The sequence below is a fragment of the Pseudomonas sp. F-14 TE3623 genome (genome assembly GCF_053629015.1).
The window spans coordinates 4,422,794-4,439,446 of record NZ_JBRJHM010000001.1; the positions used below are offsets into that span (position 1 = coordinate 4,422,794).

Consider the following 16,653-nt stretch of genomic DNA (forward strand, 5'->3'; position numbering starts at 1 on the left):
CCCAACATGGCCTTCAACAGCATCGAAGAAATTATCGAAGACTATCGACAAGGCAAGATGGTGCTCCTGGTCGATGACGAGGACCGTGAAAACGAAGGCGACCTGCTGCTGGCCGCCGATTGCTGCACGGCCGAGGCCATCAGTTTCATGGCCCGGGAAGCTCGCGGCCTGATCTGCCTGACCTTGACCGACGACCACTGCCAACGCCTCGGGCTGGAACAGATGGTGCCGAGCAATGGCAGCGTGTTCAGCACCGCTTTCACTGTGTCAATCGAGGCCGCCGTCGGCGTGACCACCGGCATTTCCGCCGCCGACCGGGCGCGTACCGTGGCAGCCGCCGTCGCCGTTAATGCCGGGCCCGCTGACCTTGTGCAACCCGGTCATATCTTCCCGCTGCGTGCCAAGGAAGGCGGCGTGCTGACTCGCGCCGGTCATACCGAGGCCGGTTGCGACCTGGCACGCCTGGCCGGCTACACCCCGGCTTCGGTGATCGTCGAAGTGATGAACGATGACGGCACCATGGCCCGCCGCCCGGACCTGGAAGTGTTCGCCCGCAAGCACGGAATCAAGATCGGCACCATCGCCGACCTGATTCACTATCGCCTCAGCACCGAAAGCACTGTCGTGCGTATCGGTGAACGTGAACTGTCCACGGTGCATGGCACTTTCCGCTTGATCACTTTTGAAGACCGCATCGAAGGCGGCGTCCACATGGCAATGGTCATGGGCAAGTTGCACCGGGACGAACCGACGCTGGTGCGCGTGCATGTGATCGATCCGCTGCGCGATTTGGTGGGCGCTGAATACAGCGGTCCGTCCAACTGGACGTTGTGGGCGGCGTTGCAGCGAGTGGCCGAGGAAGGTCGTGGCGTGGTGGTGGTGCTGGCCAATCATGAGTCGTCGCAAGCGCTGCTGGAGCGTGTGCCGCAACTGACCCAGCCGCCACGGCAGTTCAGTCGTTCGCAGTCGCGCATCTATTCTGAAGTGGGTACCGGGGCGCAGATTTTGCAAGATCTCGGGGTGGGCAAGCTGCGTCACCTCGGCCCGCCATTGAAATACGCCGGTTTGACCGGCTACGACCTGGAAGTGGTGGAAAGCATCCCCTTCACCGAATGATCTCAAACCGGCCGCGCTCTGGCGGCTGAACGGCAAAAAACCTGTTTTGGCTGATAGCCGGTAAGGCAAAGTGCTTGCACAAAGTTTGGAATACCATAATATGATATTCCATAGACCGAACGCTTCAGCCAAGTGCGCCCGACAGGGAAAGCACCAACAACAGCCCTTGGCACGGTCGCCTTTAAAGGCCAGATGGACCTACTGCTCCCGATAGGCGGGCACTACAAAGCCCGCTCAAAACACAACAAATGAGGGCGTGAAAATGGTGTTGAACAAACGTGCAACCGCAGTACTGTTCGCGGGTTTACTGGCCACGGCCAGTCACGTGGCAATGGCGGCCGAAAGCGTCAACTTCGTCAGCTGGGGCGGTAGCACCCAGGATGCGCAAAAGCAGGCCTGGGCCGATCCGTTCAGCAAAGCCAGCGGCATCACCGTGGTCCAGGATGGTCCGACCGACTACGGCAAACTCAAAGCCATGGTCGAAAGCGGCAATGTGCAGTGGGACGTGGTCGATGTCGAAGCCGATTTCGCCCTACGCGCCGCCGCCGAAGGCTTGCTAGAACCCCTCGATTTCTCGGTCATCCAGCGCGACAAAATCGACCCGCGGTTTGTCTCCGATCACGGCGTCGGCTCGTTCTTCTTCTCCTTCGTCCTCGGCTACAACGAAGGCAAGCTCGGTGCCAGCAAACCTCAGGACTGGTCCGCGTTGTTCGACACCAAGACCTATCCCGGCAAACGCGCCCTCTACAAATGGCCAAGCCCAGGCGTGCTTGAACTGGCTCTGCTGGCCGATGGTGTAACCGCCGACAAGCTCTACCCACTGGACCTGGATCGCGCCTTCAAAAAACTCGACACCATCAAGAAAGACATCGTCTGGTGGGGCGGCGGTGCCCAGTCGCAACAGTTGCTGGCCTCTGGCGAAGCCAGCATGGGGCAGTTCTGGAACGGCCGGATCCACGCCCTGCAAGAAGATGGCGCACCGGTGGGCGTGAGCTGGAAACAGAACCTGGTCATGGCCGACATTCTGGTCGTGCCCAAAGGGACAAAAAACAAGGCTGCGGCCATGAAGTTCCTGGCCAATGCCAGCAGCGCCAAAGGACAAGCTGACTTCTCCAACCTGACCGCCTATGCGCCGGTCAACGTCGACAGCGTGGCGCGCCTGGATTCGGTGCTGGCCCCTAACCTGCCGACTGCCTACGCTAAGGATCAAATCACTCTTGATTTCGCGTACTGGGCCAAAAACGGTCCGGCCATCGCGACACGGTGGAACGAATGGCTGGTCAAATGAAAATGACGGCAACTGCGTCCCGCCAACCCACGCAGACCGGGAGCGCCACTGGCGCTGCCGGCTCGGCACTCGGCAAGGCGGCTGCGATGAACCAATCCCCTTCACTGGCACAGCGCTGGCGTGGCGCGAGCAACCTGATTCCCGCCCTGCTGTTCCTCGGCTTGTTTTTTCTGGCGCCGCTGATTGGGTTACTGTTGCGCGGCGTGCTGGAGCCAGTGCCGGGGCTGGGCAACTACGAGCAGCTGTTCGCCAACTCGGCGTATGCCCGGGTCTTGCTCAACACCTTCTCGGTGGCCGGACTGGTGACATTGTTCAGTCTGCTGCTCGGCTTTCCACTGGCCTGGGCCATCACCCTGGTGCCAAAAGGCTGGGGGCGCTGGATCCTCAACATCGTGCTGTTGTCGATGTGGACCAGCCTCCTCGCCCGGACCTATTCCTGGCTGGTGCTGTTGCAAGCCTCCGGGGTGATCAACAAGGCGCTGATGGCGATGGGCATCATCGATCAACCGCTGGAGATGGTGCATAACCTCACCGGTGTGGTGATCGGCATGAGCTACATCATGATCCCGTTCATCGTGCTGCCGCTGCAGGCGACCATGCAGGCCATCGACCCGATGATCCTGCAGGCCGGTTCGATCTGCGGCGCGAGCCCCTGGACCAATTTCTTCCGGGTGTTCCTGCCGCTGTGCCGGCCGGGGCTGTTCTCCGGTGGGTTGATGGTGTTCGTGATGTCGCTCGGTTACTACGTCACCCCGGCGTTGCTGGGCGGTGCGCAGAACATGATGCTGCCCGAGTTCATCATTCAGCAGGTGCAATCGTTCCTCAACTGGGGCCTGGCCAGCGCCGGCGCCGCGTTGCTGATCGTCATTACGCTGGTGTTGTTCTACTTCTACCTGAAGCTCCAGCCGGAATCACCGGTTGGCGCCAGCAACGCGAGGTAAGCCGTCATGCTCCTGACCCCCAATGCCATGAGCCGCCGGATGCGTTTCGGGCTCTACTTCACCACGGGCTTGATCGCGCTGTTCTTGCTGCTGCCGATCGTGTTCATCGTGCTGCTGTCCTTCGGCTCCTCCCAGTGGCTGGTCTTCCCGCCACCGGGCTGGACGCTGAAGTGGTACGGCCAGTTCTTCTCCAACGCCGACTGGATGAACGCAGCCGTAGCCAGCCTCAAGGTCGCGGTACTGACCACATTTTTTGCTGTGGCCCTGGGCTTGCCCACCGCTTTCGCTTTGGTGCGCGGACGCTTCCCAGGACGGGAAATGCTCTACGGCCTGTTCACCCTGCCGATGATCGTGCCGCTGGTGATCATCGCGGTGGCGGTGTACGCGCTGTTTCTCAAACTGGGCTACACCGGAACGATGTTCGCTTTCGTGGTAAGCCACGTCATTGTTGCGTTGCCGTTCACCATCATCTCGATCATCAACTCGCTGAAGCTGTTCGATCAGTCGATCGAGGATGCCGCGGTGATCTGTGGCGCCTCACGCCTGCAGGCGGTGTTCAAGGTGACCTTTCCGGCGATTCGTCCGGGCATGGTGGCCGGCGCCCTGTTTGCGTTCCTGGTGTCCTGGGATGAAGTGGTGCTGAGCGTGATGATGGCCAGCCCGACCCTGCAAACCCTTCCCGTGAAAATGTGGACCACCCTGCGCCAGGACCTGACGCCCGTGATCGCCGTCGCCTCGACGCTGCTGATCGGCCTCTCGGTATTGGTCATGGTGATCGCCGCCGCCCTTCGCCGGCGCAATCCAATCAGCGCCTGAGCGCCCAGGAGTACGACATGAGTGCAGTGATCAAAGATTCCGCGCAACAGAGCGACCAACCGTTGGTTAGCCTGCGCAACCTGAACAAGTACTATGGCGATTTTGCCGCCGTGGACAACATCTCGCTGGACATCAAGGACGGTGAATTCCTCACATTTCTTGGCTCCAGCGGCTCAGGTAAAAGTACAACGCTGTCGATGCTCGCCGGCTTCGAAACCCCGAGCAGCGGCGAGATCCTGGTCAACGGCCAATCGCTGGTCAACGTGCCGCCGCACAAGCGCGACATCGGCATGGTGTTCCAGCGTTATTCGCTGTTCCCGCACCTGTCAGTGCGCGACAACATCGCATTCCCGTTGGCGATCCGCAAACTGGCCAGCGCCGAGCGCGAGCGCCGGGTCGATGCGATGCTCAAACTGGTGCAGCTGGAACAGTTCGCCCATCGCCGCCCTTCGCAACTGTCCGGCGGCCAGCAGCAACGTGTGGCGATTGCTCGGGCGCTGGTTTATGAACCACGCATTCTGCTGATGGACGAACCGCTCGGTGCGCTGGACAAGAAACTGCGTGAAGACTTACAGGATGAACTGCGCCAGCTGCATCGGCGTCTGGGCATCACCATTGTTTACGTGACCCACGACCAGGAAGAAGCCATGCGCCTGTCCCAGCGCATCGCGATATTCAGCCACGGCAAGATTGTCGGCTTGGGCAGCGGCTTTGACCTGTACCAGAATCCACCGAATGCCTTTGTTGCTTCGTTCCTTGGTAACTCGAACTTCCTCAAGCTCAAGGCTCAGGGCAATGCGGTCGCTACGTTTGAAGGGCAATCGTTGTCGATTCGACTGACCGCAGGACTGCAAACCAATCAGGATGTGTTGCTGATGGTTCGCCCCGAAAAGGCTTTGGCATTGAGCGTTGAGCAAGCGCGCCAGGAACCGCTCGCGGCAGGCTGGAATGAAGTGTCGGCGATTGTCGGTGAAGTGTTGTTTCTCGGTGAAAGCCAGACCTGCACGGTGATGACTTCCGGCGGCACCTCGATGACCGTCAAGGCGCTCTCCGCCGCCGGCATGCAGCTGAAGACTGGCGACCCGGTGCGCGTGCGCTGGGCCACTGCGGATGCCTGCGTGTACACCGAATGGGCTGAAAGTGATCTGAACAAGGCTGCTGGCGCCCATTAACCCTCACCAGCCCATGCCCGTGGGCCGTGATTCAACTGTCACCCTCAGGTCGCTGCAACGTCGGGTTGCAGCGGCCTTTTTTTGATCTCACTACCTCCTCTGCCTGACTCATCGCTTTCACAAGCAAAGCCCCCCGAGATCGCCACGAACACAGCATCCGTGCCCTGCCCCGAGCCGATGCGTACCTCCCTCGTGAACACATCCTTCAGCCAACCACGCAGTCGTCTGACTTCGCACTTTCGCGGGCAAGCCCGTTCCCGCAAAGACCTTCAGCGAACACAGCATCCCTACCCCGCCCCGATCAAATGTGGGGGGCCTGTTCGCGAATACCACCACCCAGCCAACACCGTCGTCGCATGACCAACCGCTTTCTCCAGCAAGCTCACGCAATGAATCTTTAGTGGACACAGGATTCAAGCTCGGTACCGATCAAATGTGCACCTCCATCTCCCCTCTCTGTTCGCCATCCAAACGAAAATGCCCGGCACAGGCCGGGCATTTCAGACGAACAGAAGACAGGTTTGATTAATCGGCATAACCGAGGCTGGTGGCTTTACGCTCTTGCGCTTGACTGCGGGTAGCCAGGCAATAATACAACGGACAAGTCACCACCAACCCCACCAGCCACGACAGGTCAGCACCTTCCACCAGATTGGCATACGGCCCGACATACAACGACGTATTGGCAAACGGCAGCTGCACGATAATCCCGATGAAATACGCAACAATCGCATGCAGATTAAACCGCCCGTAAATCCCGCCATCCGCACGGAAGATCGAGGCAATGTCATAACTGCCACGCTTGATCAGATAGAAATCAATCAGGTTGATCGACGCCCAAGGCACCAGCACCAGCAGCAACGCCAAAATCAACCCGATGAACTGCGAGATGAAATCCGCCGAAGCGCCCAATGCGACGAGGCAGCAACCCACCAGCACGACACTCGACAACACCACGCGCACTTTGATGCTCGGCGTCCATTGACTGGCGAAGGTCTGGATCGAGGTGATGATCGACAGCACGGCGCCATACAGATTCAAGGCGTTGTGGCTGATGATGTTGAGCAGAAACAGCACCATCAAAATCGGTCCCAACCACCCGGTGGATTGCTTCACCGCAGCCATCGCTTCAGTGCCTTCCGGAGTGGCCAGTACCGCCACCGCGCCGAAAGTGAACGACAAAATGGTGCCCAGGGTCGCGCCCAGATACGTGGCGAAGAACGGACGGGCGATCCCGATATCCGCCGGCAGGTAACGCGAGTAGTCCGACACATAAGGCGAGAAACTGATCTGCCAGATGATCCCCAAAGACACCGTTGCCAGCCAGCCCGACAGGTTAAAACCGCCACGGGTGAAGAAGTCCGCCGGCAGGTCATGGGCGAAGATGTAAAGGAAACCGGCAAGCAAGGCACTGCCCATGACCCAGGTCCCGATGCGGTTAAGGGTGTGAATGAAGCGGTAACCGATCACCCCGATCGCGGTGGCGCTCAAGGCGCCGATGAGGATGCTCGCCGGCACCGGAACCGAAGGCGCGATGCCGACAATCGACTTGCCCGCCAGGACGATGTTGGAGATGAAAAAGCCGATGTAGATGATCGCCGCAAAGAACACGATCAACAGCGCACCGTAACGGCCGAACTGGCCGCGGCTCTGCACCATCTGCGGAATCCCCATGCGCGGCCCTTGAGCCGACGCCAGGGCAATCACCAAACCGCCGACCATATGCCCGAGCGCAATCGCCAACAGCCCCCAGAACAGGTCAAGGTGGAACACTTGAACCACCATGGCGCCGGTCACGATGGGCAACGGCGCGATGTTGGTGCTGAACCATAATGTGAAAAGGTCGCGGGCCTTCCCGTGGCGTTCCGCGAGTGGGACGTAATCGACCGTGTGATTCTCGATCAGGGGGTCTTGCCGGGACATCTGGGGCATGTGCATGAACTCTAGTTTGTCTGATCTTATAGTTGTACTAAGCCAAACCGGGGGAGCTCTTCGGCTACCCCTCAGATGCCTACCATATTATGGTATTCCATCTTTTAAACAAGACTGATCCGGTCTTTTAGCGCCCATCTGCCTCGTAATCGTGGCGCCTCAGTGCCTGCAGAGACGGGCTAAAAGCCCCGTAAACATTGACTTAAAGACCCAAGGAGTACGTTTATCGGGTCGAAAAAAAAGCCCTTGCAAACTATGTATTACGGTATACCATCAGACCTACAAACACATAAAAACCCGCATTACACCGCCAGAGGACCGTCCCATGATCGATGCCGCCATCTACAAACAAGTGATGGGTTCGTTTCCTTCCGGGGTGACTGTGATTACCACGCTGGATGACGACGGCCAAATCGTCGGCCTGACCGCCAGTGCCTTCAGCTCGCTGTCCATGGACCCGGCCCTGGTGCTGTTCTGCCCCAACTACAGCTCCGATTCCTATCCGGTACTGATCAAGAACAAACGCTTTGCCATTCACGTCCTGTCCGGCGGCCAGCAGAGCGAAGCCTATGCTTTCGCGCGCAAAGGCAAAGACAAGGCGCAAGGCATCGAATGGACCTTGAGCGAACTGGGTAACCCGATTCTGGCCAATGCTACGGCGGTGATCGAATGCGAGCTGTGGCGCGAATATGAAGGGGGCGACCACGCGATCATGGTCGGCGCGGTGAAGAACCTGATCGTGCCCCAGCACAACGCCGGGCCACTGGTGTATTGCCACGGCAAGATGGGTGCCCTGCCCGTGCTCGCCTGATTCGACAATACTCAGAGATAGCTTGCGTACATCGCGAATATCCAGACTCCAATAATCAGCCCGGTCGACTCTCGATCGACCGGCCAACAACAAAAGATCCGAGGTAAGCGTCATGAAGTTTTCCCTGTTCGTGCACATGGAACGTTGGGACGAAAGCGTCAGCCACCGTCAGCTGTTCGAAGACTTGACCGAACTGACCCTGATGGCCGAAGCCGGCGGTTTCAGCACCGTCTGGATCGGCGAACACCACGCCATGGAATACACCATCTCGCCGAGTCCGATGCCGCTGCTGGCCTACCTGGCCGCCAAGACCACCACCATTCACCTCGGCGCCGGCACCATCATCGCGCCGTTCTGGCACCCGTTGCGAGTCGCCGGCGAATGCGCATTGCTGGACGTGATCAGTAACGGTCGCATGGAAGTCGGTCTGGCCCGTGGCGCCTATCAGGTGGAGTTCGACCGCATGGCCGGCGGCATGCCTGCCTCTTCCGGGGGTCAGGCGCTGCGGGAAATGGTTCCAGTGGTTCGCGCCCTGTGGCAAGGCGACTACGCCCACGACGGTGACATCTGGAAATTCCCCACCTCCACCAGCGTGCCGAAGCCGATCCAGAAGCCCAACCCGCCGATGTGGATTGCCGCCCGCGATCCGGACTCGCACAATTTCGCCGTGGCCAACGGTTGCAACGTCATGGTCACGCCGCTGATGAAAGGCGACGAAGAAGTCCTCGACCTGAAGAACAAGTTCCAGGCTGCCCTGGATAACAACCCGGACGTACCACGCCCGCAACTGATGGTGCTGCGTCACACCCACGTCCACGCGGCCGATGAACCGGAAGGCTGGAAAGTCGGGGCCAAGGCAATCTCAAAGTTCTATCGCACTTTTGATGCCTGGTTCGGCAACAAGGAAGTGCCGGTCAACGGCTTCCTGGCGCCGAGCCCGGAAGAAAAATTCGCCGCTCGTCCGGAGTTCGAGCTGGAGAGCCTACACAAGACTGCCATGATCGGCACCGCGGAAGAAATCATCCCGCGCATCAAGTATTACCAGGAACTCGGGGTCGATGAGTTCAGCTTCTGGTGCGACAACAGCTTGCCCCATGCAGAGAAGAAAAAATCTCTGGAGCTGTTTATCAAGCAGGTCGTTCCCGCGTTTCGATAATACCCAGAGTTCTATATAGGGATCGGGCTTGCTTGCGAAGGCGGTGTATCAGTTAACATTGATTTCGACTGACACTCCCTCTCGCGAGAAAGCCCGTACACACCTGATTTGCTGTGCATTACAAACCTCATCGCCCTTCAGGGCTGACCCGCCCGTCGCTCGAAAATCGCCCCCTCGATACCCAGCACCTCCCGGGTGTCGGCATAAATCCCCACTCCCTTTTCCCAAACATGCTTGATCGACTGATCTGCGCAGCGTATCCGGTAATTGAGTTCGAACGGTTCCTGCCGTGACAGGGCATATTGCACCTCGCGCCAGACGTAATCGGCATCCTGGGCCAGGATCAGGCTGTTGTAGGTGAACTCATGGTTGTCCACCAGCCGCTCCGGTGGATACCCGGTCAGTTGCAGGCAACCGGCACTGACGAATTCCATGGTCCAGTCGCGGTTGTTGCGGCCGCGATAGATCAGCCCCGGCATGCTGTCGAGCAGGCTCATGCTGCTGCGCTGGCTGGCCTGTAAGGCAATCTCGCGCCGCTTGTGCGCAGTGATGTCGCCGGCCACCAGATAGAAAGCCTGAAGCCCGCGCTTCAGGCTGACGTCGAACCAACGCAGTTCCCCCGAAGGGTGAACAAAACGCAGCCGCTGGTTGAAGGAGGTTTCGGGGTGCCGACGCAGTTCATGCAGGGCCTGACGCCACAACGAACGGTCTTCGTGGTGCACATAGTCGATGAGGTTGCGTTCCGTACCCGGCAGATCCATCAGCTCGACCCAGGCCAGATTGAAATGGGCGATCTGACCGTTATCGCGCAGTTCGAGCAGCGCCGCAGGAAAGCGATCCATCAAGTGCGATGGCAGTGTCTGCACTAATGCCTCTGGCCGTTCCATCATCTAATGACGCTCCTCGTGTCTTACCGATGCGACGTTGTGCACCCACGCCGCCAGCTCCAGGCGCGAGTGCAGGCTGAGCTTCTGCAAGAGATTCCTCACATATATTTTGACCGTGCCATCGCTGATCCCCAGTTCCCGGCCGATCTGTTTATTGCTCATGCCGGCGGCGATCAGGGCCAGGGTCTGCCCCTCGCGCTCGGTCAGGTTGCCGGTGTCGAGCGGATCCGCATCGTGCGCAGGCCGGGTCACCGACTCCCCCTGATCGGCCAGCAGCGCAATCAGGGTTGAATCCAGAACGATCGCGCCCTTGTGGCAATTGCGCATGTAGGCCAACAACGCATCGGGCTCGGTTTCCTTGAGCACATAACCACTGGCGCCCAGGCGCAGGGCCGTCAACAGCTCGGCGCGGTCCATCGATGCGGTGAGTACCACCACCTGACAGTCGAGGCGCAACTGACGCAGTTCATCGAGCACCTGCAAACCGCTCAAGCCGGGCATGTGCAGATCCAGCAAGACCTGCTGCGGCGCCAGGCTCACCGCCAGGTTGATGCCTTCGCGGCCGCTGGCGGCCTGCCCCACCACTTCGAAGTCGTCGCTGGCGCTGAACAGCTGTGCCAGGCCTTTGCGAAACAACGGGTGATCATCGATCAGTAATAAGGTCGTGCAGTCCATCGAAACTCCCCTCTGGCAGGTCTTGGTGGCAGCGAAGGCCAAGGTGTACGCGAACCCCGTGTGGGCGGATCGCCTCAATGGTCAGTCGGGCGCCAATGCTCGCGGCGCGTTCGCGGATAATCGCCAGGCCGAAATGGTTTTCCTCCCCTGACGCCGGGCTCAGTCCGATGCCGTCATCCTCCACCGAAACGGAGGCATCACCGTCCTGGTTTTGCCGCAACTCGATGCGCACATGCCGTGCATGGGAATGGCGTACCGCGTTGGCCAGTGCCTCGCGAATGATCTGCAGAATCTGCAATTCGGTTTCCGGGCCCAAAGCATCGTCGGCCAGGCGATTGTCCAGTTCAAAAACGATGATGCAGCGCCGCGAAAACTCAGCGACAGAGTCGGCCAGAGCCTGACGCAGCGAGCGCCCGTCCATGGTCAGACGAGCGCTGGTAATCAGCTCCCGCACCTGACGCTGCAACTGACTCAAGCCGCCGCACAGTTCCTGCAACGCGGCGTTGGCGTGCGCAGGCTCGCCCAACTGCGACTGCAGCAAACGCGCCTGGAACGACAGATAACCCAACTGCTGAGCCACCGAATCGTGCAACTCACGAGCCAGGGCGCCGTGCCGGGAGGTCGCCTGTTTGCGCTGTTGCTCACGGGTGTAGCAGCGCAAGCGCACGGTGACGCCGACCGCCTGCGCCGCCTCTTCCAGCAACTGGCGCCAGCTTGCGTGGACCGGTTGAGGGGTATCCAGCAACAACACCCCTTTGTTCGAATCATCACTTTGCGGCAAGGCACACACCAGGCGATGAACGCCTTGTTGCCGACAAGGGCCACAGACCTGAGCCGCATCATCCAGTGTCGAATCACGCCAAGGGCAGCGTTCCACGTCCTGGCAGCCCTCGATCAATCCGCGCCGCGCCGGCCCCAAGTCTTCGCCGCCCAGGATCAGATTCAGTTTGCAGGTCGGCAACACTGCTTCGAAACGGTCCAGAAAACCCGACAAGGCACCGTCAGCGTGCACCTGACACAAGGGCAATCCGGTCAGTAGTTTGCGCACGCTGCGTGCCTGTTCGGGGCGGATACGCCCCAACCAGAGCGGCCACCACTGCGGTCGTGTTCGCACTATCGATAACTCCCCGTCCGGTTGCTCAGCCTTGAGCAAAGACCAGCAACTTCCATGCCCCGGACGGGCGTTGTTCAGGGCTTATCTCCAAAGGCATAGCCCTTTTTCCGGATTGAGAAGATTTTCCCCATAGGAAAGTATCTTCCCCAACAGGAAACAAATTCCCAGTTCAACGCCAGGAAAGCCCACATGACGGATAGACACAGCGCTGCCCCGGACCGACTTCACAGCCTCCCGTGCTATCGACAACCGCTGCCTCGTGAAAGCGTCACCCGGCACATCGTGGTCATGCAATCGGCGGCCGTCTGCACGCCCTTTGTCGGGGAACTGGAACAGCCCTTGGTGCTGAATGGCGAGAGCGCCGACTTTTCCCGCCGCCTGCATCAGGTGCTGGTTAGCGCTACCGTCGGCAGCCATCTCTACATCATGGGCGACGAGGCCTTTATCTGGCGTATCCACGGCGAGGCCCGCAGCGCCGGACTGGAAGATGACGAGATCGACATCACCCGTACGATTGCCGGCCAGCGCCAGGTGTATTGCGTGCACTGCGGCCTGACTCAGGCCGCCGGGCCGGAGCCGCTGCTGAGCTGCATCGGTTGCGCAGTCGGACTGGAAGTCCGGGAGCACTTTTCCCGCCGCCTCGGGGCATACCTCGGTGTCTGCACCAACCCCGACCAGCCTTACGCCGGAGTTCGGTCATGAGCGCCGTCATCGAAGTGCGGGTCAGTGCGGCAAGGATGCTTACCCCAGTGGTGCGCGAATTCACCCTGCAGACGTGCGCCGGGCCCCTGCCGGCTTTCTCCCCCGGCAGTCATGTGCAGGTTCACCTGCCGCTGGCCGAGGGCAAGGTGCGCAATGCCTATTCACTGACCGGCGACCCGGCGGACAACCAGCATTACCGCATCGCCGTACGCCTGCAGGAGGCCTCCCGCGGCGGCTCTCACTACTTGCATCGGCAGGTCCGGATCGGCGACAGGCTGGAGATCTCGCCACCGGCCAATCTGTTCGCCCTGCACTCTACCGCCAGCCTGCACATCCTGATCGCCGGAGGCATCGGCATCACGCCGTTCATGGCCTACATCGCGGCCCTGGAACAACGCCAGGCTCACTTCGAATTGCACTACCTCTGTCGCCCGGGCCTGAGCGATGCCTATGTCGAGGCGTTGCAACAGCGGCTGGGATCGCGCCTGCACATCTACGCCAGCCGCCCGGACCTGAGCTACATCCTGCGTGATCGACCGCTGGGCAGCCACGTTTACACCTGCGGCCCGCAACCGTTGCTCGACGCGGTTCGGCAACAGGCCAAGGCACTCGGCTGGCCGTCCAGCCGTGTGCACTGGGAAGCGTTCAATGCCGCACAACCGGGCCGGCCCTTCGAGCTGGAACTGCTGCGCAGCGGCCGGCGCCTGCGGGTCGGCCCCGATCAGAGCCTGCTCGAAGCCCTGGAGTCCGCCGGGCTGCAGATCCCCAACCTGTGCCGTGGAGGGGCCTGCGGCCAATGCATGACCCGCCACGTGGGCGGCGATATCGAACACCGCGACAGTTTCCTGAGCCCCGCCGAGCAGGCCGACTTTCTCATGCCCTGTGTCTCCCGCGGCTGCGGCCCTACCGTTTCGCTGGATCTTTAGGAGTCGACCATGACCATTCAACCAAGCCCCGTGCAGAGCTATCGAGACGATTTCAGCTTTCGCAACAGCCCAGCTGCCATCAGTCGTTTCCCTTTCCCCTTCACCGAGGACAGCTACCTGTATTCGGTGAACATCGAACCGGCGACTTCCCGGGATCCCGGCTCGATCTACCAGCACGGGTTCGACATCGACGAACACTACCGCTCGGAAATGGCCGAACGCGCCTTGGTGCTGGACAAGGATCCACGCCGCTACCTGGTGCTGCCGCACATGCAAGTGGCGGCCTGGGATGCGCTGCAGATGCTCATGGAGCACCTGGCCGCCGACTATCCGCAGTGGTTCACCCTTGAGCGTGACGCTGAGCACTGGCATTGGCGCAACACCCTGCTGGATATCGATCAGCGCTTTGTGTTCGGTGATGCCGCGACCCTGCCTTGCGAACCGCTGGAGTTCATTGGCCGACAGGTGCAGGGGGATTTCGCCCTGCTCGATCAACGAGACGGCGATCTGTACATGGACGCCGGCCTGGTCACCAGCCCGGCCGACTGGTCCCTGGCCTTCGACGCCGGCATGAGTTTCAAGCAGTGGCATTCTCCGGTGCCCATGGCCCACCAGATGGGCATCTTCGACCGCGCGCTGAAGTACCTGCTCAACCTGCAGGTGGGCCAGCCGGTGCGACGCCTGAACTGGACGCTGACCATCAACCCGCGCCTGGACTCCTCCCCTGAGACTTTCCATGAATGGGGCGCCGACCGCGGCCGCATCACCGCCGAGAACGTCGGGCAACAGGTTCACCTGCGGGTCGAGTTGCAAGTGATGGTCCGTCTACCCCGCAGCAACGGGGTGATGTTCAGCATCCGCACCTACCTGATCAGCATGGATGAGTTGGTCACTCAGCCCGGCTGGGGCTGCCGCCTGCACCGTGTGCTGCGCGACTTGCCCGAGCCGATCGCCGATTACAAAGGCATGAGCCGCTACCGACAGACCCTGGTCGAGTGGCTTAGCCGCTTCGACCCGCAAGCCTGAACTCTGACCTACTTTCACCGACAAGGATCTTCACATGACGCATTCATGGCGTATTTCTGCACTGGCCGAACGGCACCGCGCACTCGGCTCGAACCTCGAAGACTGGAACGGCATGGGCACTGCCTGGACCTACGACAGCGACCTCGCCGATCACCATCAGGCGATCCGCACACGGGCCGGGCTGATGGACGTGTCCGGGCTGAAAAAAGTCCACTACGTAGGCCCCCACGCCGAGAGCCTGCTGCAATGGGCAACCACCCGCGACATCGCCAAGCTCTACCCCGGCAAGTCGGTGTACGCCTCGATGCTCGACGAGGACGGCAAGTTCGTCGATGACTGCATCGTCTACCGCACCGGACCTAACGCGTTCATGGTGGTGCACGGTGCCGGCAGCGGCCACGAAATGCTGGTGCGCTCATCCCAGGGCCGGCAAGTGGCGGTACTGTTCGATGACGACCTGCACGACCTGTCCCTACAAGGGCCGCTGGCGGTGGACTTTCTCGCCGAGCACGTGCCCGGGATCCGTCAACTGCCTTACTTCCATCACCTGCAAACCCGCCTGTTCGACCGCCCGGTGATGATCTCTCGCACCGGTTACACCGGCGAGCGCGGCTACGAGATTTTCTGCAAGGCCGCCGATGCCCCGGCGCTGTGGGACACGATCCTCGAACAAGGCGCGGGCCTGGGCATCATCCCGTGCGCCTTCACAGCCCTGGACTGGTTGCGGGTGGAAAGCTCGCTGATGTTTTTCCCCTACGACAACTCGCAGATGTACCCCTTCGCCGATCAGAAGGCTGGCGACACCCTGTGGGAAATGGGCCTGGATTTCACCGTCTCCCCTGACAAGCGCGAATTCCGCGGCGCCGAAGAGCACTTTCGCCTGCGCGGCCAGGAGCGCTTCAAGATCACCGGTGTGTTGCTCGAAGGCGTGCGCGCCGCCGAAGCCGGCGACACCCTGTGGCAAGGCAACCAGCAAGTCGGGGTGATCACCTGCGGCATGTATTCGCGTCTGAGCAAACGCTCCATGGCCATCGCCCGTATGAACGTCACCTGCTCGGTTCCAGGCATTGCCCTGCAGGTGCGCGGCAGTCAGGAAAGCGCCGCCGTGACCCACGCCCTGCCCTTCGACGATCCGGAAAAAACCAAGCGCACGGCCAAGGGCTGAGCCTCCAACCACTTTATCCAAGGGACCTTCGATGGACACTTCCAACGAACATTACATTCTCAAGATCAATAGCCCGGCAGCGTCCGGCATCGTTGCCGCGATCACCACCTGTCTTGCCGGACAGCAGTGCTACATCAGCGAGCTGGCGCAATTCGACGACGAGTTCACCGGGCAGTTTTTCATGCGCGCGGTGTTCCGCTTCAACACCGGCGTGACCGGCGATGTCGGTGCTCTGCGCGAAGGTCTGGGCGACTTGGCCGGCGGCTTCGACATGCAGTGGCAGCTGTTCTGCAGCAGTCAGCCGACCCGCGTGCTGTTGATGGTCAGCAAGTTCGACCACTGCCTGACCGACCTGCTTTACCGCCACCGCAAGGGCGAGATGGACATGCACATCACCGCAGTAGTCTCCAACCACCTGGAGCTGCGGGCCATGGCTGAACGCGAAGGCATTCGCTTCATCTACCTGCCGGTCACCAAGGACAGCAAGGCCAGCCAGGAAGCCGAGTTGATGCGCATCGTCGAGGACACCCAGACCGACCTGGTGGTACTCGCCCGCTACATGCAAATTCTGTCTGACGGTCTGTGCCAGCAGCTGTCCGGTCGAGCCATCAATATCCATCACTCGTTCCTACCCGGCTTCAAGGGTGCCAAACCCTATCACCAGGCCTACGACCGTGGCGTGAAGCTGATCGGCGCCACCGCCCACTACGTCACCAGCGACCTCGACGAAGGCCCGATCATCGAGCAGGAAATCCAGCGAGTCGATCACACCTACCTCCCCGATGCGCTGGTCGCCATCGGCCGCGACACCGAAACCGTAGCGCTTTCCAAAGCCCTGAAATACCACCTGGAACACCGGGTGTTCATCAACCAGGACAAGACGGTGATTTTTCGCTGAGCGAGCCCTTTTCCGATCCATAGCCACG

Annotated in this window: 16 protein-coding genes; 12 read left to right on the plus strand and 4 right to left on the minus strand. The window is 60.6% G+C overall.

Annotated features, from left to right (window positions below; genetic code table 11):
• Positions 1-6 precede the first annotated feature (6 nt).
• The 5 genes from ribBA (at position 7) to AB7M29_RS20465 (ending at position 5,333) form a co-directional block, all read left to right on the plus strand.
• Entirely contained in the window at positions 7-1,116 is a 1,110-nt protein-coding gene (gene ribBA, locus AB7M29_RS20445; protein ID WP_454247705.1) for a bifunctional 3,4-dihydroxy-2-butanone-4-phosphate synthase/GTP cyclohydrolase II, read from the plus strand.
• 262 nt (positions 1,117-1,378) lie between these two features.
• Complete coding sequence (locus AB7M29_RS20450; protein ID WP_454247706.1) at positions 1,379-2,404, plus strand: ABC transporter substrate-binding protein; 1,026 nt, start codon at positions 1,379-1,381, stop codon at positions 2,402-2,404.
• The gene (locus tag AB7M29_RS20455; RefSeq protein ID WP_454248742.1) at positions 2,401-3,345 is read left to right on the plus strand and encodes an ABC transporter permease; all 945 of its coding nucleotides are present in this window, start codon (positions 2,401-2,403) and stop codon (positions 3,343-3,345) included. The genes AB7M29_RS20450 and AB7M29_RS20455 overlap by 4 nt, the downstream gene beginning before the upstream one ends.
• Before the next feature lie 6 nt (positions 3,346-3,351).
• On the plus strand, positions 3,352-4,161 hold the full coding sequence (locus tag AB7M29_RS20460) for an ABC transporter permease (RefSeq protein WP_454247707.1): 810 nt from the start codon (positions 3,352-3,354) through the stop codon (positions 4,159-4,161).
• Positions 4,162-4,178: 17 nt separating this feature from the next.
• A complete protein-coding gene (locus tag AB7M29_RS20465; RefSeq protein WP_454247708.1) occupies positions 4,179-5,333 on the plus strand; it encodes an ABC transporter ATP-binding protein in 1,155 nt (384 codons plus the stop codon).
• Positions 5,334-5,858: 525 nt separating this feature from the next.
• Here AB7M29_RS20465 and AB7M29_RS20470 read toward each other — a convergent pair.
• Entirely contained in the window at positions 5,859-7,265 is a 1,407-nt protein-coding gene (locus AB7M29_RS20470) for a purine-cytosine permease family protein (RefSeq protein WP_454247709.1), read from the minus strand.
• A 325-nt stretch (positions 7,266-7,590) separates the two neighbouring features.
• Here AB7M29_RS20470 and AB7M29_RS20475 point away from each other — a divergent pair, with 325 nt between their 5' ends.
• On the plus strand, positions 7,591-8,076 hold the full coding sequence (locus AB7M29_RS20475) for a flavin reductase family protein (protein WP_128872071.1): 486 nt from the start codon (positions 7,591-7,593) through the stop codon (positions 8,074-8,076).
• A gap of 112 nt (positions 8,077-8,188) precedes the next feature.
• A complete protein-coding gene (locus AB7M29_RS20480) occupies positions 8,189-9,232 on the plus strand; it encodes an LLM class flavin-dependent oxidoreductase (RefSeq protein ID WP_454247710.1) in 1,044 nt (347 codons plus the stop codon).
• Between the two features lie 137 nt (positions 9,233-9,369).
• Here the strand turns inward: AB7M29_RS20480 and AB7M29_RS20485 are convergent, their stop codons facing one another.
• The 3 genes from AB7M29_RS20485 to AB7M29_RS20495 are packed head-to-tail and all read right to left on the minus strand — an operon-like array spanning position 9,370 to position 11,908.
• Positions 9,370-10,122, minus strand: coding sequence for a PAS domain-containing protein (locus tag AB7M29_RS20485; RefSeq protein ID WP_454247711.1), 753 nt, complete (start codon positions 10,120-10,122; stop codon positions 9,370-9,372).
• Complete coding sequence (locus tag AB7M29_RS20490) at positions 10,123-10,794, minus strand: response regulator (RefSeq protein ID WP_454247712.1); 672 nt, start codon at positions 10,792-10,794, stop codon at positions 10,123-10,125. It abuts the gene before it with no gap.
• Positions 10,763-11,908 carry an ATP-binding protein gene (locus tag AB7M29_RS20495; RefSeq protein ID WP_454247713.1) on the minus strand — a complete coding sequence of 382 codons (1,146 nt, stop codon included), beginning with the start codon at positions 11,906-11,908 and terminating at the stop codon, positions 10,763-10,765. The genes AB7M29_RS20490 and AB7M29_RS20495 overlap by 32 nt, the downstream gene beginning before the upstream one ends.
• Before the next feature lie 189 nt (positions 11,909-12,097).
• On the opposite strand from AB7M29_RS20495, the gene AB7M29_RS20500 reads away from it, so the two are divergent.
• Genes AB7M29_RS20500 through purU form a run of 5 tightly spaced genes read left to right on the plus strand, consistent with a single transcriptional unit; the run spans position 12,098 to position 16,625 of the window.
• Entirely contained in the window at positions 12,098-12,610 is a 513-nt protein-coding gene (locus tag AB7M29_RS20500; RefSeq protein WP_454247714.1) for a dimethylamine monooxygenase subunit DmmA family protein, read from the plus strand.
• Entirely contained in the window at positions 12,607-13,536 is a 930-nt protein-coding gene (locus AB7M29_RS20505) for a PDR/VanB family oxidoreductase (protein ID WP_454247715.1), read from the plus strand. The genes AB7M29_RS20500 and AB7M29_RS20505 overlap by 4 nt, the downstream gene beginning before the upstream one ends.
• 9 nt (positions 13,537-13,545) lie before the next feature.
• Entirely contained in the window at positions 13,546-14,562 is a 1,017-nt protein-coding gene (locus AB7M29_RS20510; protein WP_454247716.1) for a heme-dependent oxidative N-demethylase family protein, read from the plus strand.
• A 34-nt stretch (positions 14,563-14,596) separates the two neighbouring features.
• Positions 14,597-15,727 carry an aminomethyltransferase family protein gene (locus tag AB7M29_RS20515; protein WP_454247717.1) on the plus strand — a complete coding sequence of 377 codons (1,131 nt, stop codon included), beginning with the start codon at positions 14,597-14,599 and terminating at the stop codon, positions 15,725-15,727.
• 31 nt (positions 15,728-15,758) lie between these two features.
• Complete coding sequence (purU, locus tag AB7M29_RS20520) at positions 15,759-16,625, plus strand: formyltetrahydrofolate deformylase (protein WP_454247718.1); 867 nt, start codon at positions 15,759-15,761, stop codon at positions 16,623-16,625.
• Positions 16,626-16,653: the final 28 nt, after the last annotated feature.